15 protein-coding genes are annotated in these 24,228 nt (G+C 68.5%); 6 read left to right on the top strand and 9 right to left on the bottom strand.

From position 1 onward, the window contains the following. Positions 1-273: 273 nt before the first annotated feature. The gene (locus tag NA11_RS34775) at positions 274-1,269 is read right to left on the bottom strand and encodes a zinc-binding dehydrogenase (protein ID WP_069166307.1); all 996 of its coding nucleotides are present in this window, start codon (positions 1,267-1,269) and stop codon (positions 274-276) included. Between the two features lie 54 nt (positions 1,270-1,323). Continuing rightward, positions 1,324-2,001: a TetR/AcrR family transcriptional regulator gene (locus NA11_RS34770; RefSeq protein WP_069166306.1), complete on the bottom strand. Its 678-nt coding sequence runs from the start codon at positions 1,999-2,001 to the stop codon at positions 1,324-1,326. Between the two features lie 92 nt (positions 2,002-2,093). Between NA11_RS34770 and NA11_RS34765 the strand changes: the two genes are divergently transcribed. Further along, the gene (locus NA11_RS34765; protein WP_069166305.1) at positions 2,094-3,587 is read left to right on the top strand and encodes an MFS transporter; all 1,494 of its coding nucleotides are present in this window, start codon (positions 2,094-2,096) and stop codon (positions 3,585-3,587) included. Between the two features lie 675 nt (positions 3,588-4,262). Further along, positions 4,263-5,174 carry an SDR family NAD(P)-dependent oxidoreductase gene (locus NA11_RS34760; RefSeq protein ID WP_245746404.1) on the top strand — a complete coding sequence of 304 codons (912 nt, stop codon included), beginning with the start codon at positions 4,263-4,265 and terminating at the stop codon, positions 5,172-5,174. A 550-nt stretch (positions 5,175-5,724) separates the two neighbouring features. Here the strand turns inward: NA11_RS34760 and NA11_RS34755 are convergent. The 6 genes from NA11_RS34755 to NA11_RS34730 all read right to left on the bottom strand — a co-directional run bounded on the left by NA11_RS34755 (position 5,725) and on the right by NA11_RS34730 (position 11,834). After that, entirely contained in the window at positions 5,725-6,381 is a 657-nt protein-coding gene (locus NA11_RS34755) for an urease accessory protein UreD (RefSeq protein ID WP_069166304.1), read from the bottom strand. Next, on the bottom strand, positions 6,371-7,087 hold the full coding sequence (gene ureG / locus NA11_RS34750; RefSeq protein WP_069166303.1) for an urease accessory protein UreG: 717 nt from the start codon (positions 7,085-7,087) through the stop codon (positions 6,371-6,373). The genes NA11_RS34755 and ureG overlap by 11 nt, the downstream gene beginning before the upstream one ends. A gap of 26 nt (positions 7,088-7,113) precedes the next feature. Continuing rightward, positions 7,114-7,764: an urease accessory protein UreF gene (locus tag NA11_RS34745; RefSeq protein ID WP_084655309.1), complete on the bottom strand. Its 651-nt coding sequence runs from the start codon at positions 7,762-7,764 to the stop codon at positions 7,114-7,116. Positions 7,765-7,962: 198 nt separating this feature from the next. After that, on the bottom strand, positions 7,963-8,865 hold the full coding sequence (locus NA11_RS34740; RefSeq protein WP_069166302.1) for a PDDEXK-like endonuclease domain-containing protein: 903 nt from the start codon (positions 8,863-8,865) through the stop codon (positions 7,963-7,965). A 456-nt stretch (positions 8,866-9,321) separates the two neighbouring features. Next, positions 9,322-10,041, bottom strand: coding sequence for a hypothetical protein (locus tag NA11_RS34735; RefSeq protein ID WP_069166317.1), 720 nt, complete (start codon positions 10,039-10,041; stop codon positions 9,322-9,324). Between the two features lie 302 nt (positions 10,042-10,343). Beyond that, positions 10,344-11,834: an NAD(P)/FAD-dependent oxidoreductase gene (locus NA11_RS34730; RefSeq protein WP_245746401.1), complete on the bottom strand. Its 1,491-nt coding sequence runs from the start codon at positions 11,832-11,834 to the stop codon at positions 10,344-10,346. A 230-nt stretch (positions 11,835-12,064) separates the two neighbouring features. Here NA11_RS34730 and NA11_RS34725 point away from each other — a divergent pair, with 230 nt between their 5' ends. Further along, a complete protein-coding gene (locus NA11_RS34725; RefSeq protein ID WP_069166301.1) occupies positions 12,065-13,576 on the top strand; it encodes a cytochrome P450 in 1,512 nt (503 codons plus the stop codon). Between the two features lie 89 nt (positions 13,577-13,665). Here NA11_RS34725 and NA11_RS34720 read toward each other — a convergent pair whose 3' ends face one another. Next, positions 13,666-14,514, bottom strand: a complete 849-nt coding sequence (locus NA11_RS34720) for a serine hydrolase (protein ID WP_069166300.1) — start codon at positions 14,512-14,514, stop codon at positions 13,666-13,668. Between the two features lie 770 nt (positions 14,515-15,284). Here NA11_RS34720 and recC point away from each other — a divergent pair. The 3 genes from recC to recD all read left to right on the top strand — a co-directional run bounded on the left by recC (position 15,285) and on the right by recD (position 24,197). Beyond that, positions 15,285-18,677, top strand: coding sequence for an exodeoxyribonuclease V subunit gamma (gene recC / locus NA11_RS34710; RefSeq protein ID WP_069166298.1), 3,393 nt, complete (start codon positions 15,285-15,287; stop codon positions 18,675-18,677). A 181-nt stretch (positions 18,678-18,858) separates the two neighbouring features. Then, positions 18,859-22,287 carry a UvrD-helicase domain-containing protein gene (locus tag NA11_RS34705; RefSeq protein ID WP_069166315.1) on the top strand — a complete coding sequence of 1,143 codons (3,429 nt, stop codon included), beginning with the start codon at positions 18,859-18,861 and terminating at the stop codon, positions 22,285-22,287. After that, entirely contained in the window at positions 22,284-24,197 is a 1,914-nt protein-coding gene (gene recD, locus NA11_RS34700; RefSeq protein ID WP_069166297.1) for an exodeoxyribonuclease V subunit alpha, read from the top strand. The genes NA11_RS34705 and recD overlap by 4 nt, the downstream gene beginning before the upstream one ends. The last annotated feature ends 31 nt before the right edge of the window (positions 24,198-24,228 follow it).

Raw genomic sequence — 24,228 nt, 5'->3', positions numbered from 1 at the left:
ATTCGGTCGGTGCCGCGTGATTCGGTTGGCGGGGCGTGATTCAGTCGGTGCCGCGTGATTCGGTTGGCGGGCACGATTCAGTCGGCGGGGCATCATTCAGCTGGTGCCGCATCATTCGGCTGGAGCGGTCCGATCAGTCGGCGCGGCATGATTCAGCCGGCGCCGCGTAGTTCGGCAGGCGCCGCATCATTCAGCGGACGCGGGATGATGCAGTCGGCGCGGCATCATTCAGCGCGCGCCGCATGATTCGGCTGCTGCGGAATGATTCGCCCTCTAGGGAATCAGCACAACCTTGCCGGTGGTCCCACGGGTCTCCAGCGCGTGATGCGCGGTCGCAGCCTCGGCGAGCGGGAATCGGTGCACCGCAGGGCGAAGCCGCCCGGCGGTAGCCTCGGCCATCGCACGGTCTTCCAGTCCGCGCAGATCACCACCGGCCCGTTGCATCATCGCCTGACCGACGACCAGCTCGGAGGTCACGCCGCGGGCGGCCAGCTCTTCGGCGGAGTAGGTCGGCGTCCCTACGGCCTTCGGATCTGTGCCGGAACCGCCGTAGATGAGGTGTTGCCCGCCCTTACCGAGCAGATCGATACCTGCGTAGGCGATTTCACCGCCGACCGAGTCGAACAGGACGGTCGCGGTGCGGTCGCCTAGGAAGTCGCGGACCTGCTGCGGCCAGCCTGGCTGCCGGTAGTCGATGGCGAGGTCAGCGCCATTCTGTTGCACCAGCGCCACTTTCGCGGGCCCACCGGCCAGCCCGATGACGGTTGCCCCGGCGTTCTTCGCGTATTGCACCAGCAGCGTGCCGATTCCGCCCGCTGCGGCCGTGACGATCGCGATGCTGTCTCGGCTCAACTCGGTGAATTGCAGCACGCCCAACGTGGTTCGACCGGTGCCGATCATCGCAACGGCCTCGGCCGCGTCGAGGTTCGCCGGAATCTCATGCAGCCGAGCCGCTTCGGTCACTGCCAGTTCGGCATACCCGCCCGGCACCATGCCGAGGTGTGCCACCACGCGCTTGCCGATCCAGCTCGGGTCGACCTCGGCGCCCACCGCATCGACGGTCCCGGCGACTTCACGGCCTGGCACGGTCGGCAACTCGGGCAGCGGGAACGGCCCGGGCTGGCCGTTGCGAATCGCGGTATCGATGAGGTGAACTCCCGCCGCCGCCACCGTGATTCGGACCTGCTCGGGATTGGGCGCGGGGTCGGGAACCGTTTCGTAGCGCAGATTTTCGGCGGGGCCGAAGGCGTGGAGGCGAATCGCGTGCACAGTGACTCCTAGTGGTGGTGCGGTCGACCACCACCGTGCAACATCAACCTAAGTTCAGGTCAACTCGCGTTGCTTCGCCCGGATCTCGAAGCCGTCGCACAGCGCGGATAGGCCGATGTAGAGCAGCTCCTCCTGGGTCAGGTCGCTGACGCCCGTGCCTTCGAGATCGGCGAGCGCAGGCGGCACCGGAAACTGTGATTCTCCTTTCAGCATGGTGCGCAGCCCGTTGTCGCCTTCGGGGTTCATGCCCTTGCGCGCCATCAGCGACGCACTGATGTGCGGCAGGGTCGCGCCGGAGATGTAGTTCCACACGGTGAACGACATCGTCGTCGCCTCGCGGGTGGACACATTCAGCTCGGCGAAGCCCTCGACCATCCACGCCAGGCAGGCCAGACTTTGTGGCCCGAAGCTGTAGCGCGGTGTGGCGAAGGTGAGCAGCACCCACGGATGTTGCAGGTAGAGCGTCCAATCGATCTCGGCGGCGATGCGGACCCGGTCGCGCCAGGTCCACTGCTGGCCCTCCGGCGACGGGTAGGGATTGCGGCGCGCCACCTCGTCGGTCATCGCGGCGAGCAGTTCGTCCTTGTTCGCGACGTGCCGGTACAGCGACATCGCGCCGACGCCCATCGCGTCGGCGATGCGTCGCATGGACAGGGCGTCCAGGCCCTCCTCGTCGGCAAGCGTTATCGCGGTGTCGATGATGGCGGCTCGGTTGAGCTTGAGCTCAGACATCCCATGACTCACTTTCACTTCCGGGGGAGGTTGCGTACACTGTACCCGAGTTCGTGCGTACGGCGTACGCGAGTTGGAGAGGAAGTTTTAGGATGACAGACGTGGAGGCGGTGCGCGCGGCGCCTGCTGTCGGCTCGCGCCGTGCCTGGCTCGGCCTCGCAGTGTTGCTGCTGCCGGTGCTGCTGGTGTCGATGGACATCTCGGTGCTGTTCCTGGCCATGCCGACCCTCACCGTCGACCTCGACCCGTCCGCAGCCCAGCAGCTGTGGATCCTCGACATCTACGGCTTCCTGATCGCGGGCCTGCTGATCACCATGGGCAACCTCGGTGATCGGATCGGGCGGCGCAACATCCTGCTCGTCGGCGCCACCATCTTCGGCATCGCATCGGTCGTCGCCGCCTTCGCGCCCACCGCCGAGGTGCTGATCATCGCGCGGGCGTTGATGGGTGTCGGCGGCGCGACCCTGCTGCCGTCGAGCCTCGCGCTGATCTCCAGCCTGTTCCCCGACGCCCGCGAACGCGCCGCCGCCATCGGCGTGTGGACCGCGTTCTTCGCGGGCGGCTCCGCCGTCGGCCCGATCATCGGCGGCCTGCTGCTGCACCAATTCTGGTGGGGCTCGGTGTTTCTCATCAACATCCCGGTGCTGCTGATCCTGCTCGCGCTCGGTCCGTTCGTGCTGCCCGAGCATCGCGCCGGGGTGCTCGGACCGCTGGACCTGCCCAGCGTCGCGCTGTCCATCGGCGGCATCCTGCCGCTGGTGTACGGGATCAAACACATTGCGGCCGAAGGGCTCGACGTCGAAGCGATCGTGATCTCGCTCGTCGGCGCCGTGATCCTGACCGCGTTCGTGCGCAGGCAGCGCCACCTCGACGAGCCGCTGCTCGACCTGCGATTGTTCTCCCGCGCCGGGTTCTCGGTGGCGATCGGTTCCAGCCTCGTCGGCATGATGTCGTTGGCCGCGTTGAGCTACCTCACCAGCATCTACCTGCAGTCGGTCACCGGACGCGACCCGCTCGCGGCCGCGGTGCTCGGGATTCCGATGGCGGTCGCGGTGTTCATCTTCTCGATGGGCGGCGCCAGGGTCGGCCAGCGTTTCGGCGCGCGCAACAGTTTCGCGTTCGCACTGGCGGCCTCGGCCGTCGGCAACCTGATGCTGCTCGGTGTCGGCGTGCACGGCGGAATCTGGTGGTACCTGGCCGGTTCCACCATCGCGGGCATCGGCTACGGCATCGCGTTCACCCTGGTGTCGGACGTTGCGGTCTCCTCGGTGCCCGCCGAACGAGCAGGCTCGGCCGTCGGCATCTCCGAAACCAGCTTCGAGCTCGGCAACGCGCTCGGTCTCGCCCTGCTCGGCTCCCTTGCCGCCCTGATCTTCCGCTCCGGCGGGGACTACGCCGCGACCCTCGGCGAAACCATCCAGCACGCGGGCGCCAACACCGCCCTCGTCGACTCGGCCCGCGAATCCTTCGTCTCCGGAATGCATATCGCCACCGCAGTAGGCGCAACCCTCCTCCTGACGATGGCGTTGATCGCGCTGTTCGCCTCACCCCGTCGACTGGAACCGAGCACAGCCAACGTCCACTAGAAGCCCGGCCAGCGAACCGGGCGCGAGCTGGGAGGCGTTCGGCAGCAACGTAAGCGGACACGGGAGGCGATCCGCCGCAATGTGAGCGGACGAGGCCCTGGGGGCATGGCGTGGCGACTCCGTGATCCGGGTCGGCCCTGTCGTGCACTGCTCCGGGTGGAAACAGACACAGCCAACGTCCGCCGGCGGCACGTTCGCCTTCTCGAAGCTCGCCACCAGCGACGTGCCGCACGAGGCTGCCGGACTCCTAGTCGCACCCGGCCAGCGAATCGGGTGCGGGCTGCGGGAGGCGTTCCGCCGCGATGTGAGCGGACGTGGGAGGCGTTCCGCCGCGATGTGAGCGGACGTGGGAGGCGTTCCGCCGCGATGTGAGCGGACGTGGGAGGCGTTCCGCCGCGATGTGAGCGGACGTGGGAGGCGTTCCGCCGCGATGTGAGCGGACGCGGGAGGCGTTCCACCGCGCAAGGTAAGCGGACGAGGCCATGGTCGGCGACGACTGCGTATCTCGGCTTCTGGGTTGTCCCGTCGTGCGTGCGCCGCCGTTCGACTCCGACCGCCGTTCGACTCCGACCGCGCGGGACAAGGTGCGGCGGGGCACAGGTCCGGGTCGGGAAAGCCGACAGGTGCCGTCGATACCGGGGGTGAAGTTGGCGCTCTGCTAATACAGTCGAGAGGGTGACTGACACTTCCGCGCAGAGCAATGGGCGGCCGATGGCCGAGCGAGTGGCGAGCCGGCTGCTGTATCCGACGTCCCGTCCGCGCGAGAAGTCGTTGCGCGAGGCCGTCGATGGGAAAGTCGTGCTGGTGACCGGCGCGTCGCACGGCATCGGCAAGGCGAGCGCGCGCAAGCTCGGCGCGGCAGGAGCGATCGTGTTGCTGGTCGCCAGGTCCGCAGACGACCTGCATCAGGTTGCCGCCGAGATCAAAGCCGACGGTGGCACGGCGCACGTCTACCCGACCGACCTCACCGATATGGACGCGGTCGAGCAACTCGCTCTGCAACTCCTCGACGAACACGGTCACCTCGATGTGGTGATCAACAACGCGGGCAAGTCGATTCGTCGGTCGATCAACAAGTCCTACGACCGATTCCACGATTTCACCCGCACCATCGACATCAACTACCTCGGCCCGGTCCGCCTGCTGCTCACCCTGATTCCGGACATGCGCGCCCGCAAACAGGGCCACATCGTCAACATCTCCACCTGGGGCGTCCTCATGCCGCCCGCTCCACAGTGGGCGGCCTACGGCGCCTCGAAATCGGCCTTCGACGTCTGGCTACGCAGCGTCGCCGCGGAAGTCTCCAGCGACGGCGTCACCACCACCTCCATCTACATGCCCTTGGTGCACACCAGAATGAGCGCCCCCACCGACTTCAGCCGCGTCCCCGGCCTCACCGTCGACGAAGCCTCCGACCTGGTCTGCCACGCGGTCACCGCCAAACCCCGCGAGATCGCCCCCTGGTGGTCAGCCCCAGTCCAAGCCTGGACCAACATCACCCGCAACCAAGTCCAACGCTTCTTCGAACGCAGCCTCTCCGCCGCCCCCGGCTTCCAATCCCGACTCCGCCGCCGCCCCGGCCGCTAACCAACCGCACCGATCACGCCGAGTGGGAACTGGTGGCGGCATCGCCCGAGTAGCGTCCGCCACCAGTTCCCACTCGGCGCGGCGAGTCATCGGTACGCCCGCCCAATGGGGCAACGAGCGTCGAGGAGTGCGCCCGTGCAGGTAAGTAAGCTGCCGCCGATGCCGATGCCGATGCCGATGCCGATGCCGATGCCGATGGAAGCTAGGACTCGGCCCACGGTTCAGCGGGCGGTGGCGAGGAGTGCACCCCGGGCGGGTAAGTGGCGCTGCCGCTGGGCGCCAGGACTTGGCCTACAGCTCAGCGGGCGGTGGCGAGCTGTGCGCCCATGCGGGCAAGTAGGCCTGCCGCCGATGGCGGATGGAAACCGGGACTCGGCTCACAGTTCAGCGGGCGGTGGCGAGGAGTGTGCCCGTGCGGGCAGGCTGAGCTGCCGTCGATGGGCGCCAGGACTTGGCCTACAGCTCAGCGGGCGGTGGCGAGGTGTGCGCCCGTGCGGGCAAGTAGGCCTGCCGCCGATGGCGGATGGAAACCGGGACTCGGCTCACAGTTTCAGTGGGCGGTGGTGAGCAGTGCACTCGTGCGAGTGAGCAGGGTGCCACCAGCGGCTAGCGGAAGTCGGGTCTCGGTCAGGCCGACAGTTTTCGCTGGGCGGTCGTCGGGATAGCGCAGTTCGGAGGACAAGGCGCGGGGGGCGGTGAGCGCGTCGTCCGTGGAGGTGCCCGCGCCGAGTTCCAGTCGGTGGCGCAGCAACGGGGTTGAGCCGATATCGGCGATCAGGTCGCCGCGCCAGCCGCCGTGGTCCTCGCCGGAGCGGCCGATCTGGATGCGTTCGCGCAGGCGCAGTTTGGCGTTCGGCGCCAGCGCGATCGAAGTGGTGGTGTGGTGATGCGCGCCGCCCGCAACGATCGTCGGCTCAGGGTCGAAGTCGAGCTCGCCTCCGTCCGCCACCTCGAAATGCCAGTGCGCCAACGACAATGGCGTCGCCGCGCTCGGCAAGGCGATGGTGGCCGCGACCGAACGCACCGTGAGCCGCGCGTTCGGGCCGACCACGATGATGATGTCGAGTTCGTCGCCGCCGAGTGGAGTGGCCGCAGTGCCGATCATGTGCACCGCATGCGCGCCGGTGCGGCGGGCCGAAAGCCCGCCGCTCGCGTGGATCTCGGGGACCGCCGTCGCGATCGCGATGATCCGTAATTCAGTGCGCAACAGTGGATTCGGTGCCGGTGCGGTCCTGTTCGGCGATGACGCGCAGCTGCTCGCGCACCCAGGCGAGCACCGGGGTGGCGGCCGGGTCGTCGGTCAGCGAGATCAACGCGGTCGGGCGGCCCTCGCGCACCTTCGCGGCGTCGCGCTCCATCACACCCAGATCGGCGCCGACGAGCGGGGCGAGGTCGGTCTTGTTGACCACGAGCAGATCCGAGAACGTCACGCCGGGACCACCTTTGCGCGGCACCTTGTCGCCGCCCGCGACGTCGACCACGAAGATCTGCACGTCGATCAGGCCGGAGGAGAAGGTGGCGGTCAGATTGTCGCCGCCGGACTCGACCAGGATCAGGTCCAGCGGTGGATTGGCGGCGATCAGGTCGTCGATGGCGTCGAGGTTGGCGGTGATGTCGTCGCGAATCGCGGTGTGCGGGCAGCCGCCGGTCTGCACGGCGGTGATCCGCTCGTCGGGCAGCACCGCGTTGCGGCGCAGGAAGTCGGCGTCCTCGGTGGTGTAGATGTCGTTGGTCAGCACCGCGAGCGACAGCTCGTTGCGCAGCTGCCTGCACAGCGCGGCCACCAGCGCCGTCTTGCCCGACCCGACCGGGCCGCCGATGCCGATGCGCAGCGCCTCGCCCGGCGTGCGCTGACGCTTGGGCCGATCGTGGGTGTGGTCGTGCGGTTCACCGTCGATCAGATGCGGGGGCATGGTTGGTGACTCCTTCTTTCGGGGACTCAGCTGGCGAACAACGGCATATCGCGGTGCAGATGGCGCTCGGCGAGCACATCCTGCAGCGGGTCGGACAGGCAGGCGAGGCCGTCGACCGCCTCGGCAGCGGTGCGGTCACACAGGTCGGCGAGGCGGATCGTGCAGCCCGCGACGGCAGCCGGGTCGAGCGCAAGCAGGCGCTGCGCGGCGGTCGCGGCACCGGTGAGGGTGGTGTAGATGACGACGCCCGCGATCTCCAGCGGGGTCACCGCGCAGGCGGCGCCGACCATACCGAACACGGTGGATAGGTGCGGCCGCGGACCGACAGCGCCCCAATCCTCTTGAGGCCATAGCTGTTTGGCCAATCGCAGCAGACCCCGCCCTTGAGCACGCGACGCCGTTCGCGCGCCGGGCGAGGGTGTCCGCGCGTCGGCCTCTGCCTCGGCCCGCGCCGGTTCGAGCGCACCCGCACACACCGCGGCGGCCAACGATGCCGCGACCAGCCCCGAAGTCCGGATGCGCCGACGCAAGTACAACTCGACGGTCACAACATCACGCACCAGCCCCGAGCCGATCGCCTCCTCGACACCCCCGGAATGCACGTGCCCACCAATCGGCAACCGCGAATCCGCCAACGCAAGCAGCGTCGCCAGCCTCGTCGACCCGATCTCACCCACCCGCCGATCCTATGCCCCGGCGTGTTGCGGGCGTGTCGATGGTTCGTCGCGCCGAGTGGGAACTGGTGGCGGAGCCTACTCGGCCGATGCCGCCACCAGTTCCCACTTTGCGTGATCAGTGCCGGTGGTCCGGCACGGCGACTGTTGGGTGGGCGTGTCGATGGTTCGGGGCCGCAGAGTGGGAACTGGTGGCGGACTCTACTTGGGGGATGCCGCCGACAGTTCCCACTGATCAGCCGTCCAGCCCTGTGCGGACAGGGCTGTGCGGACGCGATCGAGGATGACGTGGGGGCGGTGGCGGAGGAGGGTGGCGTTGACGCGGATTATGCGCCAGCCCAGGGATTCCAGGGTGGCGATGCGGTCGATGTCCTTGGTGCGCTGGGCGGGGTCGGTCCAGTGTTGGGCGCCGTCGTATTCGACAGCCACGCGCCAGGGCTCCCAACCCATGTCGACGCGGGCGACAAATGCGCCGTATGCATCGCGAACTACCAGTTGCGTTGTGGGCTTGGGTAGTCCGGCGTCGACCAGCAGCAGCCGGGTATGTGATTCCGGTGGTGACTCCGCACCACCGTCGATCAGGTCGACAATGGTCGACAGACGGCCCACTCCACGCATGCCAGGATGAGCGCGGGCCACGGTCGCGATCTCCGAGGGAACCAGCCCGGTTGCCGCGCACAGCGCGTCGAGGACGGGCACGGCTTCGTTGCGGGGCAGTTGACGGCCCAGGTCGAAGGCTGTTCTGGCAGGTGTCGTCACGCGAAATCCATCGACCTCGCAGCATTCGGCGGGATCGACGACGGCTCGCAGTACCCGAATCCCGCTGGGCGGCTTGCAGTGTCCCATTCGGGCGATGTGTGCGGGCGCCTCCGGATCCAGCCACCGAGTGCCGTGCAATGCCGCCGCCGAGTATCCGATCAGGACACCATCCCCCTTCGCCCAGTGCGCCGCGGCGCGGGCGCGCCCTTCCGCATCGAGCGAACACCCGCTACGCATGTAGACATCGGGGAACACCCGCACGAAATTGTGCCGCAGTTCCCATCGCGAAATCAGCCCAGCCGCCATCGCCCACGACCCGGGAAACGGTTCATCCAGTGCCCCCATGCCCAGGCACTATGCACCCAGGGTGCGACAAGTTCTGCCGCGTGGGACCTGATGTAGAGGCCTCAACCGATGCCGCCGCCAGTTCCCCTTTGCGTGATCAGCACGGCCGCGGCGCTCGTTGACCATTCGGCGCGCGTATCTATGGTTCGCCGCCGCAAAGTGGGAACTGGTGGCGGAGGGTACTCGGGCGATGCCGCCACCAGTTCCCACTTTGTGTGGCGGAGTGGGGCGACGGCGCCACCAGTCCTAGGAGGTCGGCGGGGTTGGTAATTGCTGTTGGGTTGCGCTGATCTTGGTGGGGTGGCGACTCGCCGTTGGCGACTCGCCGGGGGTGATTCTGGATGGGAGAGAGAGGGTTAGGGGGCGCTCAGGGGGTGAAAAAGAAAGGGTGGGAACCCGACAGTGTCGTCGGATTCCCACCCTTGTTGCTTTCGCTACGAGCCATGGTGCGCTACATCAGTCACCGATTACCCGCGAGGGCGCGTTGAACGAGTTGACCGCGCCGACGGCCGCGCCGGCTGCCGCGCCGATGGCGGCCGCGGGCACCGTGATGATGGCCGCACCGAAGCCAGCACCGAGCATGGGCCCGGCGACAACGCCGACCGGAACGAACGGCAGGCCGACGACCAAGCCGACCACGCCGCCGACGAGCGCGGAGGTGGCCGCGAACGGCGCTGCGGAGGCCGCGCCGGCGAGCGCGCCCATCGCCGCGGTGCCGACGGTCTGCCCGGCGATCCGGTCCGACCTGCTGCGTTCCATGCCGATCGAGTCGAGGAAGGTCGCCAGGTTGGCCTCGGCCATGGCCGAGTTGTCGTTGATCTGGATGGCCTGTTCCTGGTCGATCCAGTCCGGCGCGGGCACCTGCACGTCGCCGAAGCGGAACATGCCGGGCGGCGGTGCGATCGGCGGCACCGGCGCAACCGGCACCGGCGCGTGCAGCACACCGACGGGGGCCAGGTACTTCTTGTCCGGCATCGGCCGCGACCACTGCAGCGAGCTGCGGGTGTTGTCGGGGATGTTGAGGCCCTCGTACGGCATCGCGTTGGGCGGTTCGGCCGCGGGCCACTGCGCAGGATGGTCGGGCTGGGACGCTGCGTTGGGTTGTGCAGGCTCGGCGTTGGCGGTGCCGGTTCCGACCAGTGCGAGGACCAGCGGTACCGCACCTGCCGCGACCATCGAGCCCACCTTTTGGCGCTGCGGGTTGGGGGCTCTGTGCTTGCCTGTGCCCATAGGTAGATCGCCTTTCGTCAGGAGGAAAAGATGTCACTTTGCGACGTCCCACATTCGGATCCACCGGGCACATGGATGGGTCAGATTTCGGGCGACACAACACCTTTGGCATTGCCGACAATTAGCTACTGACGGGTCGATTCGCCGGTCTGATACGGAAGTGACTGGCGTGAAAAGACTTCGGTCCGAATACCGATGAACACATCGGTATTCGGACCGAAAGGTCTGTCGGATTGGTGCGAGCGAGCTCAGCCCACCCGGCGATCGACCGCCGCCTTCGCCTTCTCCGCGAGCTTGCCGTTGGCAGGCGGTGCACCGAGCGCGGCCGCGAGCTCGTCCGCCTCTTCCTCATCGGAGTTCACCTGCTCGAGCGCGAGCCGCGCGAACACCCACTGCTCGGTGGCTGCCATCTGACCGCGGCTGCGCCCGAGGAAGGTGACGAACCACTGGATGACGGTGATGATCCGGCTGCGATACCCGATCAGGTAGTACAGGTGCAGCGCCAGCCAGGCCAGCCACGCGATGAATCCGCTGAACTCCAGCTTGCCGACCTGGCAGACGGCATTGAACCGCGACACGGTCGCCATGCTGCCCTTGTTGAAGTACTTGAACGGCTTACGGTCCTGCGGCGCTTGGCCTTTCAGTCCTGCCTTGATCTGCTTGGCCGCATACGTTGCGCCCTGGATCGCGCCCTGCGCCTGCCCGGGCACACCGGGCACCGACATCAGGTCGCCGACCACGAAGACGTTCGGGTGGCCCTTGATGGTGAGGTCCGGCTCGACGATGACCCGGCCCGCACGGTCGACCTGGGTGCCGTCGGACCGTTCGGCGAGCATCTTGCCGAGCGGGCCTGCCTGCACACCGGCCGACCACACCTTGCAGGACGATTCGATACGGCGGATGGTCCCGTCGGCGTCCTTGACCGTCACGCCGAGCGCGTCGATGTCGGTGACCATGGCGTTGAGCTGGATCTCGACGCCCATCTTCTCCAGCCGCTTCTTGGCCTTGAGGCCGAGCTTCGGTCCCATCGGCGCGAGCACCGCGTCCGCCCCCTCGAGCAGCACAACGCGCGCGTCGCGCGGGTCGATGTTGTGAAAGGTGCCTTCGAGTGTGCGATCGGCGAGTTCGGCGATCTGCCCGGCCAATTCGACACCGGTGGCGCCCGCGCCGACCACAACGAAGGTGAGCAGCCGGTCCCGCATCTCCTGGCTGGTGGCCAGCTCCGCACCCTCGAACGAACCGAGGATGCGGCCGCGTAGTTCGAGCGCGTCGTCGATGGTCTTCATGCCTGGCGCGTAGGTGGCGAACTGGTTGTTGCCGAAGTACGACTGCTGCGCGCCGGTGGCCACGATCAGGCTGTCGAACGGGGTGACCGTGTTCGAGTTGAGCAGGCGCGAGGTGACCGTCTTGGCTTCGAGGTCGATGTCGATGACATCGCCGAGCAGCACCTGCGCGTTCTTCTGCTTACGCAGCACCAACCGGGTCGCCGGCGCGATCTCGCCGACGGAGAGGATGCCGGTGGCCACCTGGTAGAGCAACGGCTGGAACAGGTGCGACGTGGTCTTGGAGATCAACGTGATGTCCACGTCGGCATGCTTGAGGTGCTTGGTGCCGAACAAGCCGCCGAAGCCCGAGCCGATCACCACCACCCGGTGACGACGCTTCTCGACAGTCTCAGTGCGCCCACCCGTCGCCCACCCGTCGCCCCGCACCGAATCGCTGCGCGATGCTGTATTCATCGTTGCTCCTCGACAGTCCTGGGGTTTCGTCCCCCGAACGGTTGGTTGACAACTACCAACCGTAGTCGGCTCGGATTCCGTGGTCGCGCCGAGATCCCCATTCCTGGTGTGTTGCGCGCGCCGCGTTGCGACGCCGCCGGATGACCGCGATGGAGGTTCAATACGGCGAACCGACCGAACGAATATGCAAAAGAGAATACGATTAACTAGGTCTTTCAGGGAGGTTTGCCATGGTCGCCGGTGACCGTGTTGTCGGCCGAAAGTCCAGCGTGCGTGGGCATTCCGACGATACTGCCGATACCGAGAACACCGCGCTGATCGATATCCCGCACGACCATTTGATAGACCGCGCGCTCGGCCTGCTTCCGGAACGCCATCACGTCCTCGCCATGCCGCCACCGGGCAGTGCGACCACCGCCGTGCACGGCGACGCGGGCCTGCCGTATCTCGGGCGGGCATTGCAGTACATGCGTTGGGGTCCCGCCGAGATGATGGGGCGTTACCGCGCCTACGGACCGGTTTCGATGAGTACCTCGCTCGGCGTCGACCGCGTGCTCGTCGCGGGACCGGAGGCGCTCGACGAGGTGCTCGGCCGCAGGCGCCGCGACTTCGGCCAGGGCTGGGACTATTTCATCGGACCGTTCTTCCGCCGCGGCCTGCTGCTGCTCGAATTCGACGAGCACAAATTCCATCGCCGGATCATGCAGCAGGCGTTCACCAGGGAGCGACTGGAAGCGCATTTGGCGGCGCTGACACCGGCGGTGCGCGCGAGCATCGAACGGTGGGTGCCCAAGGACGGGAGCGCGGAACGCACGGTGCGCCTGTATCCGACGATCAAGGAACTGACCCTGGACATCGCCGGCGAATCGTTCATGGGCGTCGATGTCGGTTCGCGGCGGCGCGAACTCATCAACGCGTTCGTCGACTGCACGCATGCGGGTTTGGCGATCATCCGGCACTCGGTGCCCGGCGGCAATTGGCGCTCCGGACTGCGCGGCCGCAAAGTGCTCGAGGACTACTTCCGTTCGATGCTGCCCGAGAAGCGGCGCAGCGAATCACCGGACTTCTTCTCCGGCCTGTGTCACGCGCGCAGCGAGGACGGCGGCGTGTTCGGCGACGCGGATGTGGTGAACCACATGATCTTTCTGATCATGGCCGCGCACGACACCACGACGACGACGGCCACCGCGGTCGCCTACTACCTGGGCAAGCATCCCGAGTGGCAGGAGCGGGTGCGCGCCGAGGTGCTCGCGCTCGACGCCGAAATCGACGGTGGCGCACCGACTATCACCGATCTGGAGCGCCTGCACGAGCTGGATCTGGTGGTGAAGGAGAGCCTGCGGCTGATGCCGCCGGTGCCAGGCCTCGCGCGTCGTGCGGTGCGCGACACCGAGATCGCGGGCCACTACATTCCGGCGGGCACCTCGGTCGATCTGGCGTACCAGGTGAACCATCTGCTGCCCGAATTGTGGACGCATCCAGAGTTGTTCGATCCGGAACGGTTCAGTGCGGAACGGCACGAGGACAAGTCGCATCGCCTGGCCTGGTTGCCGTTCGGTGCGGGCGCGCACAAGTGCATCGGCATGCATTTCGGCACGTTCGAGGTGAAGACGGTCATTGCCGCCCTGGTCCGTTCGTACGCATGGCAGATACCCGAAAGTTACCGAATGCCGTGGGGTTTCACCACGATTCCGTTCCCGAGGGACGGCGCCCCGATGGTGCTGCGCCGACGCTCCGCGTAGCTCGTCAACAGAGAACCACAGACCGCCCGAACGGTTCACAGACCTCGAAACCCCTGTGAACCGTATGAACGGTCTGTGAGATCAACTCTCTAGCGACCCGCGAACAGCATCTCGGCGACCTTGGTGTCGGTGTCGGCGCCCTCGGTGTATCCGCCCTGATCGCCGAGTGAGGTCATGATCGCCAGCGTGTAGCGCTCGCCCGGTCCCGCGAAGCCGACCGAATTCACCACCCAGCCACCCTGTTCGGCGGACCAGCCATTCTTCAGCCCGGGCCGCATCGCGGGGCCGGCACCCCACACGCCCCAATGCTGGTTGCTGTCCACCGCGCGCATCCGCTCGACGAGGTAGTTGCGATCGTCGGGGTGCATGCGGGTGAGGACGTTGTCCATCAGCCGGTCCAGATCGGCGGCGGTGCACTTCTGGAACGACCAATCCGGGAACAGCGCGGTGGTGGTCGGCTGGGGGACCAGCGTGGTCATGCCGTTGGCGCGGAAGGCATTGTTGAACGCCATCCGGTCGATGCCCGAGTACTTGGTCCACAGGATGTTGGTCGCGCCGTCGTTGGAGGTGGCCAGCATGCCCTCCATCAGCCCGCGATCCTCCGGCGAGAGCGGCGGGATGGCGCCGATCCTGGCCCGGTTCAGCAGATCCTCGGCGATCGCCAGCTTGATCGTGGAGGCGGTCCATACCGCGTTCTCCGCGTTGGCGTTCGCGTGCACGCCGCCGGAAACCCGGTCGCGCACAACGTAACCGGTGACGCCGGGGCGATTCTTCAGATACGCGTCGACCCTGGTGATCCGGCTGCTCATATCGCAGTCGAAACCGGACAGGCACCCGCTGGTATGGGCGAGGGGCACAGCGGCCGCGCTCGGAGCCAAGATCGGTGCGCTCGGGATGAGGATCGCCGCGGCGGCGAGGACATAGGCGGATGCGGCCACACGTGGAATGGAGCGGGTGGCGGTCGAGGGATGACGCACGAGGCAACACGATCGCACATCGGCGGTCAGGATGCACGTCTTGAGCTCGATCGCGGCATGTGCTATCAGCGCTTGCGTCCCAGCGGGTTTCGGCCATCTGGGTTGTTCAGCGGAACGCGGCGCGCAGTTCCTCGACGGTGCGTCCGTTGAGGCGATAGCAGTGCTCGAACGCTTCGCTGTGCTGGTCTCGGGGCCAGGAGTGTAGGACGACAGTGCGGCCGTAGCCACGGGAATTGACGAGCTCCCAACGGTCTCCGACTCGGCGGACCGTGAACCCGCCTCTTGGCATAAGGGGAATCACCATCGCATCCATGAACGTGAACCAGCCTTTCGGTGCAGCTCTCTCGTTCCTCCCCGGTTCAGCACTGTTGCACATTCAACGCGCGGAACTGAGCGGACACGGCGGAGGAACCTGTTCGCGTGTGGCTTAATTCACTCTCCGTCAATCGGGAGTCCGTACGGCGCTGCGCAAACCCGGTTCCGGGGCAGCGAAGTAGCGTCAAGGCCGCTGGGGCCTAACTGGGTTGCACGGCCAAGGATCGCTGCCGTCACGGTGTTTGTCTCATTCCGTAGCGATCGTTGTCGATTCCTCAGTGGGGAGCCGTCCCCGGCAGGGGCGGCCTGGAGTATAAACGTGCACGAACCCCAGGGCGTCCCGTCAACGCCGGAACACACCAGGAGCCGCGAAACCTACCGCAGTTCGACACCGCAGACCGATCGAGAGGGCGCAGATGCCGCTGCACATCCACCGTGCCGAGCGCGCCGACGTGCTGGCGGACGCGCTGGCCGGGCTGCTGGCCACGCCGCTGCCCGATCCGTTCGCGGCGGAGGTGGTTGCGGTGCCCGCGAAGGGTGTGGAGCGGTGGTTGACGCAGCGGTTGTCGTCGGTGCTCGGCGTATCGGGGGCAAATGCGGACGGGGTCGCGGCGAACATCCAGTTCCCTTCGCCTGCCGCGCTGGTCAGCGCGGCGCTGGCGGCGGCGAGCGGGGTGACGCCCGAGGATGATCCGTGGGCGTCCGAGCGGGTCGTGTGGACCCTGCTGCGGGTGATCGACGCGTCGGTGGGGGAGCCGTGGTGTGCGGTGCTCGGCCGACATCTGGGCGCGAACGAACCGACCGGTCGTGACCATCGGATCGGGCGGCGCTATGCCACCGCCGCGCACCTCGCGGGACTGTTCGACAGTTACGCCGCACAGCGGCCTCGGCTCATCACCGAGTGGGCCGCAGGCTCCGACACCGACGGTGCGGGCAATCGGGTGCCCGACGATCTGTTGTGGCAGCCCGAGCTGTGGCGGCGGCTGCGTGCCGAGGTGGGTGCGCCGAGTCCGGCGGAGCGTCTCGACGCGGCGTGTGCCCGGCTCCGGGATGCGCCCGAACTCGTTCCATTTCCGGCGCGCTTCTCGTTGTTCGGCGCGACGCGGATGGCGACCGATCAACTCGCGGTGTTGACGGCCTTGGCGGCGACTCGCGAGATTCATCTGTGGCTCCCGCATCCGAGCCCGGTGATGTGGATCGAATTGGCACGTACACCCCCGGCGGGTGACGTGGATCATCGCTCTCGCGCCGCGGATCTCAGTGCGGCTGTGCTGCATCACCCGTTGCTGACGGGTCTCGCCCGTGATGTCAGGGAACTTCAGCAGCGCATGGCCGAGGCCGCGTCAGATACCTATCATCCGATCGATACCGCGACGGAAGGGCGTGCGCCGGAGGCCGATCCGCGCGGGGTGACGCTGCTCACAGCATTGCAGTCCGGCGTGCGTGACGATCGGTGGCCGCCGGTCGCCGGTGCCGCCGCGTACCTGCCCGCCGACGGCACCGTGCAGGTGCATGCGTGCCACGGGCCCGCGCGGCAGGTCGAGGTGCTGCGCGACTGCCTGCTCGGATTGTTCAGCGCCGACCCGACATTGGAGCCGAGGGACGTGCTGGTCATGTGCCCCGAGGTGGAGACCTACGCGCCGCTCGTGCGCGCCGCGTTCGGCCAGCGTGCGCCGGGATCGGCAGAGCCCGCACCGGATTCGGGGCATCCCGCACATCGGCTGCGGGTGCGGCTCGCCGATCGCGGGCGCGGCATCACCAATCCGTTGCTCGCGGTGATCGGGGTGCTGCTCGAGCTGGCCGATGGGCGGGTCACCGTGACGCAGGTGCTCGACCTGGCCGCGGCCGAAACGGTCAGGCGGCGCTGCGGATTCGACGACGACGATATCGAGCGACTGCGCGAATGGGCCGCCGAGTCCGGCGCGCGGTGGGGGATCGGGCAGCGGCAGCGGCAGGCCTTCGGGCTGGCCGACTTCGCACAGAACACGCTGAACAGCGCGGTGGACCGGATTCTGCTCGGCGTCACCGCTGGCGAAACCTCCGACGATTGGCTTGATCTCGCGCTGCCGCTGGACGACGTGGACAGCAACGACGTCGACCTGGCAGGCCGGTTCGCGGAATTCATCGACCGCCTCGCGGTCTGCCTGCGTGATCTGCGCGGGCCACGCCCCGCGCCGGAGTGGGCCGCGGTGCTGGGCCGGGCGCTGGATCTGCTGACGGACGTGCCGGATTCGCAGGCCTGGGTGCGGACCGAGGCGCGCCAGGAGCTGGCCGCCGCCACCGAACACGCGGGCCAGGTGCCGTTGCGGCTCGCCGACGTCGGGGTGCTGCTGCATTCGCGGCTCGCCGCCGGGCCGACCCGCGCCAACTTCCGCACCGGCGAGCTCACGGTGTGCACGATGGTGCCGATGCGGTCGGTGCCGCATCGGGTGGTGGTGCTGCTCGGTCTCGACGACGACGTGTTTCCCCGCCAGGGTGGGGTGGACGGCGACGACGTGCTCGCCCGCAATCCGCTGCTCGGCGAACGGGATCCGCGCAGCGAGGACCGGCAGCTGCTGCTCGACGCGATGCTCGCGGCCACCGAGACACTGCTGGTGTTGCACACCGGCGCCGATCCGGTGACCGGTGCGCACCGTCCGGCCGCCGTTCCGGTCGCCGAGTTGCTCGATGTGCTGCGCGCGCATGTCGGCGCCGAACAGTTGGGCGCAGTGCACATCCGACATCCCTTGCAGGCCTTCGACCGTCGCAACTTCCGCGCCGAGCGGCCGTTCAGCTTCGACACCGTCGCACTGGCGGGCGCCGTCGCCGCGGGACAGCCCGCGCAGCCGAAGCCCGCGTTCCTGCCGGAACCGCTTCCGGTGCCCGAACTCGGGGATGTCGCACTGGCCGACCTGATTTCGTTCGTCGAGCACCCGATTCGCGCCTTCCTCTGGCAGCGACTCGGCCTGCGCGTGCCCGAACACGAGGAAGACATCGCCGACCGGCTGCCCATCGAACTCGACGGCCTGGCGAAATGGGAACTGGGCGAACGCCTGCTCGCCGCCCGGCTGACCGGTGCCGACGCGGCCGGGCTTCGCGCCGCCGAGTGGCGACGTGGCACGTTGCCGCCCTTCGGTTTCGGGGCCGCGGTGCTCGACGAGGTCGAGCACACCGTTGACAAGCTGGTCCGCGCGTCGCAGGCAGACTATGCGGGCGCCGCCAGGGCCGTCGACGTCGCGGTGGATCTCGGCAACGGTCGCAGGCTCACCGGAACCGTGCCTGAGGTGCGCGGGGAAACCCTGGTCCGCACCACGTTCTCCCGGCTCGCCCCGAAACACCGGATCGGGGCATGGGTCTCGCTGCTCGCCCTCGCCGTCACCGAGGACCGCTCCTGGCACGCCGTCACCACCGGCCGCGGCCAATTCGGTCGTCCCGCATGGCGTTCCGAGCTCACCGCGCCGGATATGCCTGCGGCACGCACCATCCTGCGTGAACTGGTCGCGCTGCGCGATGCCGGGCTGGCCGAACCGCTGCCGATCACACCGGGCGCCACCGCCGCCTACGCCGAACGCCGCTTCCGCGGCGCCACCGTCGACGAGGCCGTGGTCGCCGCTGAGCGCGAGTTCAACGGCGGGCCCAACGGCCCAGGCCCGTTCGGCGACCACACCGACCGCCACCTCCGCTACGTCTGGGGCCCCGCACCGCGCCTCGAGCACCTCATGGAGCTCCCCGCCCCACCCGGCGAACCCGGCGAGACCACCCGCTTCGGCGCATTGGCCCGGCGCATGTGGGCCCCGTTGCTCGGCGCCGAAAGCCAAGGGCAACCGTGAGCGGACCAGCAACACGTCGCGTTGTCGGCTGCGCGGGTGAGCCGAGACACCGTGCGCAGTCGGGCCCGGCCGAGCTGCGCGAAGGCGTGATCGTCGGCGGCGTCACGCGTGTCGGTGCCACCACTGCACCTGCTCGGCGGGAAGAATGGCGGTTTCGGCATGGCGAATGGGAGGTGTGCGGGTGACTGTGCAGGACACCTCGTTCGCGGAGCTCGCGGCCGCCGACCGGTTCGAGCCGTACGGTCCGCTGCCGACAGGCACCACGGTGTTGGAGGCCAGCGCGGGGACCGGTAAGACGCACGCGATCGTCGGGCTTGCGGTGCGGTACGTGGCCGAGGCCGGGATCGACGTGTCGGAGCTGCTGCTGGTGACGTTCAGCCGGGCCGCCACCCAGGAATTGCGGGAACGGACCAGGGACCGATTCGTCGCGGTCGCGGCGGGACTCGCGGACCCGGAGCTGGCTCGCGCGCACGCCGATGAGTTGATTCGCTATCTGGCGCAAGCGGATTCGGATGAGGTGCGGCAGCGAAGGGCTCGATTGCTCGCGGCCCTTTCGGATTTCGACGCGGGCACCATCGCCACCACCCACAGCTTCTGCCAGCGCATGCTCGACGAACTCGGGCTCGCCGGCGAGCACGATCCGGGGTCGCGGCTGGTCGAGACCGCCGACGACCTGGTCGGCACCGTCGCCGATGATCTCTACTTGAATCGCTATGCCCGTGTGGAACCGCCTTTTTCGGTGAAGGAGGCGCACACCCTTGCACTGGCCGCGGTGCACGACCGGCATGCGGTGCTGACGCCGACCGGCGATTCCGCGGCGGGCGAGCGGGCGGCGTTCGCGACCGCGGTGCGTGCGGAGACCGAGCGCCGCAAGCGGCTGGCCGGACTGCGCGACTTCGACGATCTGCTGGTGCTGTTGCACGACGTGCTCGCCGACCCTGAGCACGGCCCGCGCGCCTGCCGCCGGATTCGGGAGCGGTATCGGGTCGCGCTGGTCGACGAATTCCAGGACACCGACCCGCTGCAGTGGGACATCCTGCGCCGCGCGTTCCACGGCCACACCACGATGGTGCTGGTCGGCGATCCGAAGCAGGCGATCTACGCCTTCCGCGGCGCCGAGGTGCTCAGCTACCTGGACGCGGTCGCGCAGGCCGAGACTCGCAAGGAACTCACCACCAACTGGCGCAGCGACGCCGGTCTGCTCGCCGCGCTGGATCACCTGCAAGGTGGTGCGGCGTTGGGGCACAAGGAGATCACCGTCTATCCGGTCGCGGCGACCAGGGCGTGGTCACGCCTGTCCGGACCCGAGGAGCTGGTCACCCCACTGCGGATGCGCTGCCTGCCGCGCACCGGCGCCGGGCCGTTGAACAAGTCCGGTTTCCCCGCCGTCGGTCGCATGCGGGCGAAGGTTGCCGCCGATCTCGCCGCGGACATCGTCGCGCTGCTCGAGTCGGGCAGCACGGTCGGTTCGCAGGCAGTGCCACGCGCCACCGAACCGGGATCGTCCAGCCCGGGGCCGGATTCTCCAGTGGCCGATGGCATCTCGTTCGACGATGCGTCGCGTAGGCCGATCAGTCCCGGCGACATCGCGGTCCTGGTGCGGACCAGGTCGCAGGTCGACGTGGTGCGTGCGGCGTTGGACCGGGTCGGTGTCGCCTCGGTACTCGCAGGCGGCACCAGCGTATTCGCGACAAGCAGCGCCACCGACTGGCTCTGGCTGCTGCGGGCGCTGGAGCAGCCGCACCGGGCCGACCGGGTGCGCTTGGCCGCGTGCACCCCGTTGCTCGGCATCACCGCCGCCGAGATCGACAGTGGCGGTGCGGATCTGGTCGGCCGGATCAGTGCGCAACTGCGGGAGGCCGCTCGGCTGTTCGCCCGTGCCGGATTCGCCGCCGTCTTCGAGAAGATTTCCGCCGAAGCCGATCTGGCGCACCGGCTGCTCGCCATCGAGAACGGTGAGCGGCAGCTGACCGATCTGCGGCACATCGCGCAGCTGCTGGATCAGGTGGCGCTCACCGAATCGCTCGGATTGACCGCGTTGACCCGGTGGCTCGGCGACCGGGTGCGCGATCCTGCGTCCGGCTCCGTCGCCGACCGCAGCCGCAGGCTCGACCGCGACGCGGCAGCCGTGCAGATCGCCACCGTCCATGCCAGCAAGGGGCTCGAATTCCCGATCGTCTACCTGCCGTTCGCCTGGGACAACGCGAAGAACCCGTACCCGGCGACGCTGCTCTTCCACGACGACACCGGGGCTCGCGTGCTCGATGTCGGTGGCCAGGACGCGTCCGGATACGCGGAACGCAAGCTGCGCAGTGAAACCGAGGAGGCGGGTGAGGAACTGCGCCTGCTGTACGTCGCGTTGACCCGCGCCATGTGTCAGGTCGTCGCATGGTGGGCGCCCGCCATCACGACTGCCGCGGCACCGTTGCATCGGATGGTCCTCGGTCGCCCCGACGGTGGCGACATCGTGCCTGCGCGGGCGGCGGTGCCCGCGGATGCCGTTGCGCCGGGACTGCTTTCGGCCTGGGCGGGCGGCGCGGCGGCCGGGGCGATCTCGGTGACGGCGGTCGCGGGCACCGACGAGGTCGCGATCCAGCGGGTCCGTGTCGAACCGGTCACCGGCGAGCTCGCCGCCGCACACTTCGCGCGCACGCTCGACCACCAGTGGCGGCGCACCTCGTACTCGGCGTTGACCGCGTCGGCCCACGGACCGGTCACGCCCGAGTTGGACATCGAACCCGACGACGCCCGCGGTCCCGCGGACGAACCGGGCACGCCTGCCATCGCGGAGGTCGAGGAGGTGTTCGCGGGCGCGCCGTCGCTGATGAACGCCCTGCCCTACGGTGCGGAGTTCGGCACCCTCGTGCACGGCGTGCTCGAGCTGATCGACACGGACGCACCGGATCTCGCCGCCGAAGTGCACCGACGCTGCCAGGCGGCGATCGACGAGCTGCTCGTCGACATCGACCCCTCGGTGCTCGGCACCGCCCTGCTCGCCGTGCTGCGCACCCCGCTCGGCCACGGTTCGCTCGCCGACATCGCGAACCGAGATCGACTGAACGAGTTGGAGTTCGAGCTGCCACTCGCCGGCGGCGATACGCCAAGCGCGGATTCGGCGACCCTGCGGCAGATCGCGAACCTGCTCCGCGCCCACTTGCCCGCCGGCGACGACCTTTTCGTCTACGCCGAGCACCTGGACACCCTCGACGACATCCCGCTGCGCGGCTACCTGACCGGCAGCATCGACGCCGTGCTGCGCGTCACCGACGGCGCCGACCCGCGCTTCGTGATCGTCGACTACAAGACCAACCGCCTCGGCACCGGCGACCTCACCGTCGAGCACTACACCCGCGGCCGCATGGCCGCCGAGATGCTGCGCTCGCACTATCCCCTGCAGGCCCTGCTGTATTCGGTTGCCCTGCACCGCTACCTGCGCTGGCGCATGCCGACCTATGACCCGGCCCGCCACCTCGGCGGCGCCCGCTACCTGTTCGTCCGCGGCATGGTCGGCCCCGAGACCCCGGCAGGACACGGCGTTTTCGAGTGGAACCCGCCCGCAGCGCTGATCATCGCCCTCTCGGCGCTGCTTGCCGGTGAGGTAGCGCGGTGACGTCGATTCAATTGGCGCAGCGGGGGACCGGGTTGTTGCGGACGTTCAACGAGGCCGGTGTGCTGTCCGCCGCGGACGTGCATGTCGCGGTGCGGTTGGGCAGGCTCGGCCGCGAAGAGACCGAGGAGGTGCTGTTCGCGGCGGCGCTCGCGGTGCGCGCGGTGCGGTCCGGATCGGTCTGCCTCGAGCTGCACCGGATGCGGGAGATCGGCATCGATGCGGACGAAACCTGGGATACGGGTGAGCGGATCGATCCGGCGACGCTGCCGTGGCCCGATATCGAGGCGGTGGTGGCCGCACTGCGGGTGAGTCCGCTGGTGACCGGCGGGCAGGCGGGGCCGTTGTGCCCGCTGCGGTTGGTCGAGTCGCAGCATCGTGACGACTCGGGTCCGCTGCTCTACCTGGACCGGTACTACCAGCAGGAGCAGACGGTCCGCCGGGTATTGACCGAGCGATCCGGGCAGCACCCGGTGGTCGACCCGAATATCATTCGCCGCGAACTGGATCGGCTGTTCGACGCGCCGACCCCCGGCACACCGGACCGGCAGCGTCTCGCGGCCGCACTCGCCGCGACGCACTGGACCACGGTCGTCGCAGGCGGGCCAGGCACCGGCAAGACGCACACCATCGCGCGCATCATCGGACTGCTCGACGCGCACCGCAAAGCGAATCCCAAACTGCCCGCACTGCGTATCGCATTGGCCGCGCCGACCGGCAAGGCGGCGGCCCGCCTGCAGGAGGCGGTCCGCGAACAAGCCGACGCACTCGGCTTGCCCGATCTCACCGCCGCCACGCTGCATCGCCTGCTGGGCTGGCAACGCGGCCGCACCACCCGGTTCAAGTACCACGAGTTCAACCGACTGCCCTACGACGTGATCGTCGTCGACGAGACGTCCATGGTGTCGCTGACCATGATGAGCAGGCTGTTCGCCGCGCTGCGCCCGGACACCAGGCTCGTCCTCGTCGGCGACCCGGATCAGCTCGCCTCGGTCGATGCGGGCGCGGTGCTCGCCGACCTCGTCGCGGGACCCGTTGCCGGCATACCGAATCCGATGCTCGACGAGATCCTCGGCGCGGACTCGCCGGAATCCGCCACCCAGGAACAACATCCGGCGGCACTGACCACACTGGAACGAACCCGCCTGCGCGGCGGCATCGTTCGATTGACCAGGGGTCGTCGCTTCGGCGGCCGGATCGCCGATCTCGCGGTCGCGGTCCGCGCGGGCGATGCCGACACCGCACTCGAACTGCTGCGTGCGGGCGGCGACGAACTGTCGCTGAGCGCACCCGACGAGATGGCCGCGGTGCGTGCGGATGTCGTGCGCGCCGCCCGCGAGGTGACCGCCGCTGCCCTCGACGGTGACGCGACCGGCGCGCTCACCGCACTCGAATCGCACCGCCTGCTGTGCGCGCACCGCCAGGGACCGTTCGGCGTCGAACGCTGGGACCGGATGGCTGGCGAATGGGCGGCCGCGGCAGGCGCCGGTGCCGAATCGCATTCCGCACCTTGGTATCCCGGTCAACCGCTGCTCGTCACCGCCAACGATCACGAGGCCCGCATCTACAACGGCGACACCGGCGTTGTGGTGCGCATGCCCGACGGTTCGCTGCGCGCGGCGCTGCAACGTGGCAGCGAGCCGTATCTCGTGCACCCCACCCAATTCCCTGCCGTTGTCACGGTATTCGCGATGACGATCCACCGCAGTCAGGGCAGTCAGTACGACACCGTCTCGGTGGTGCTGCCCGAACCGGAATCGACGCTGCTCACCAGGGAACTGCTCTACACGGCGATCACCCGCGCTCGCCGCCACGTCCGCATCATCGGCACCGACGAATCCATCAGGGCCGGTATCGCGCGTCGCGTGCTGCGCGCCAGCGGGTTGTCCCGGCCCGTCGCGGACGGCCGATGACCAGCGCATCTCACGTTTCCGGCGGCCCGCG

It is taken from the genome of Nocardia altamirensis NBRC 108246 (assembly GCF_001612685.1).
GTDB classification, from domain to species: Bacteria; Actinomycetota; Actinomycetes; order Mycobacteriales; family Mycobacteriaceae; genus Nocardia; species Nocardia altamirensis.
The sequence above is the reverse complement of the archived record's forward strand: the minus strand, read 5'-3'. Positions and strand labels throughout refer to the sequence as shown.

Coding starts and splice junctions, on each gene's coding strand:
- NA11_RS34770 (WP_069166306.1), bottom strand. CDS start 2,001: ATGTCTGAGCTCAAGCTCAACCGAGCCGCCATCATCGACACCGCGATA.
- NA11_RS34765 (WP_069166305.1), top strand. CDS start 2,094: ATGACAGACGTGGAGGCGGTGCGCGCGGCGCCTGCTGTCGGCTCGCGC.
- ureG (WP_069166303.1), bottom strand. CDS start 7,087: ATGCCCCCGCATCTGATCGACGGTGAACCGCACGACCACACCCACGAT.
- NA11_RS34740 (WP_069166302.1), bottom strand. CDS start 8,865: ATGGGGGCACTGGATGAACCGTTTCCCGGGTCGTGGGCGATGGCGGCT.
- NA11_RS34735 (WP_069166317.1), bottom strand. CDS start 10,041: ATGGTCGCGGCAGGTGCGGTACCGCTGGTCCTCGCACTGGTCGGAACC.
- NA11_RS34730 (WP_245746401.1), bottom strand. CDS start 11,834: ATGAATACAGCATCGCGCAGCGATTCGGTGCGGGGCGACGGGTGGGCG.
- NA11_RS34725 (WP_069166301.1), top strand. CDS start 12,065: ATGGTCGCCGGTGACCGTGTTGTCGGCCGAAAGTCCAGCGTGCGTGGG.
- recC (WP_069166298.1), top strand. CDS start 15,285: ATGCCGCTGCACATCCACCGTGCCGAGCGCGCCGACGTGCTGGCGGAC.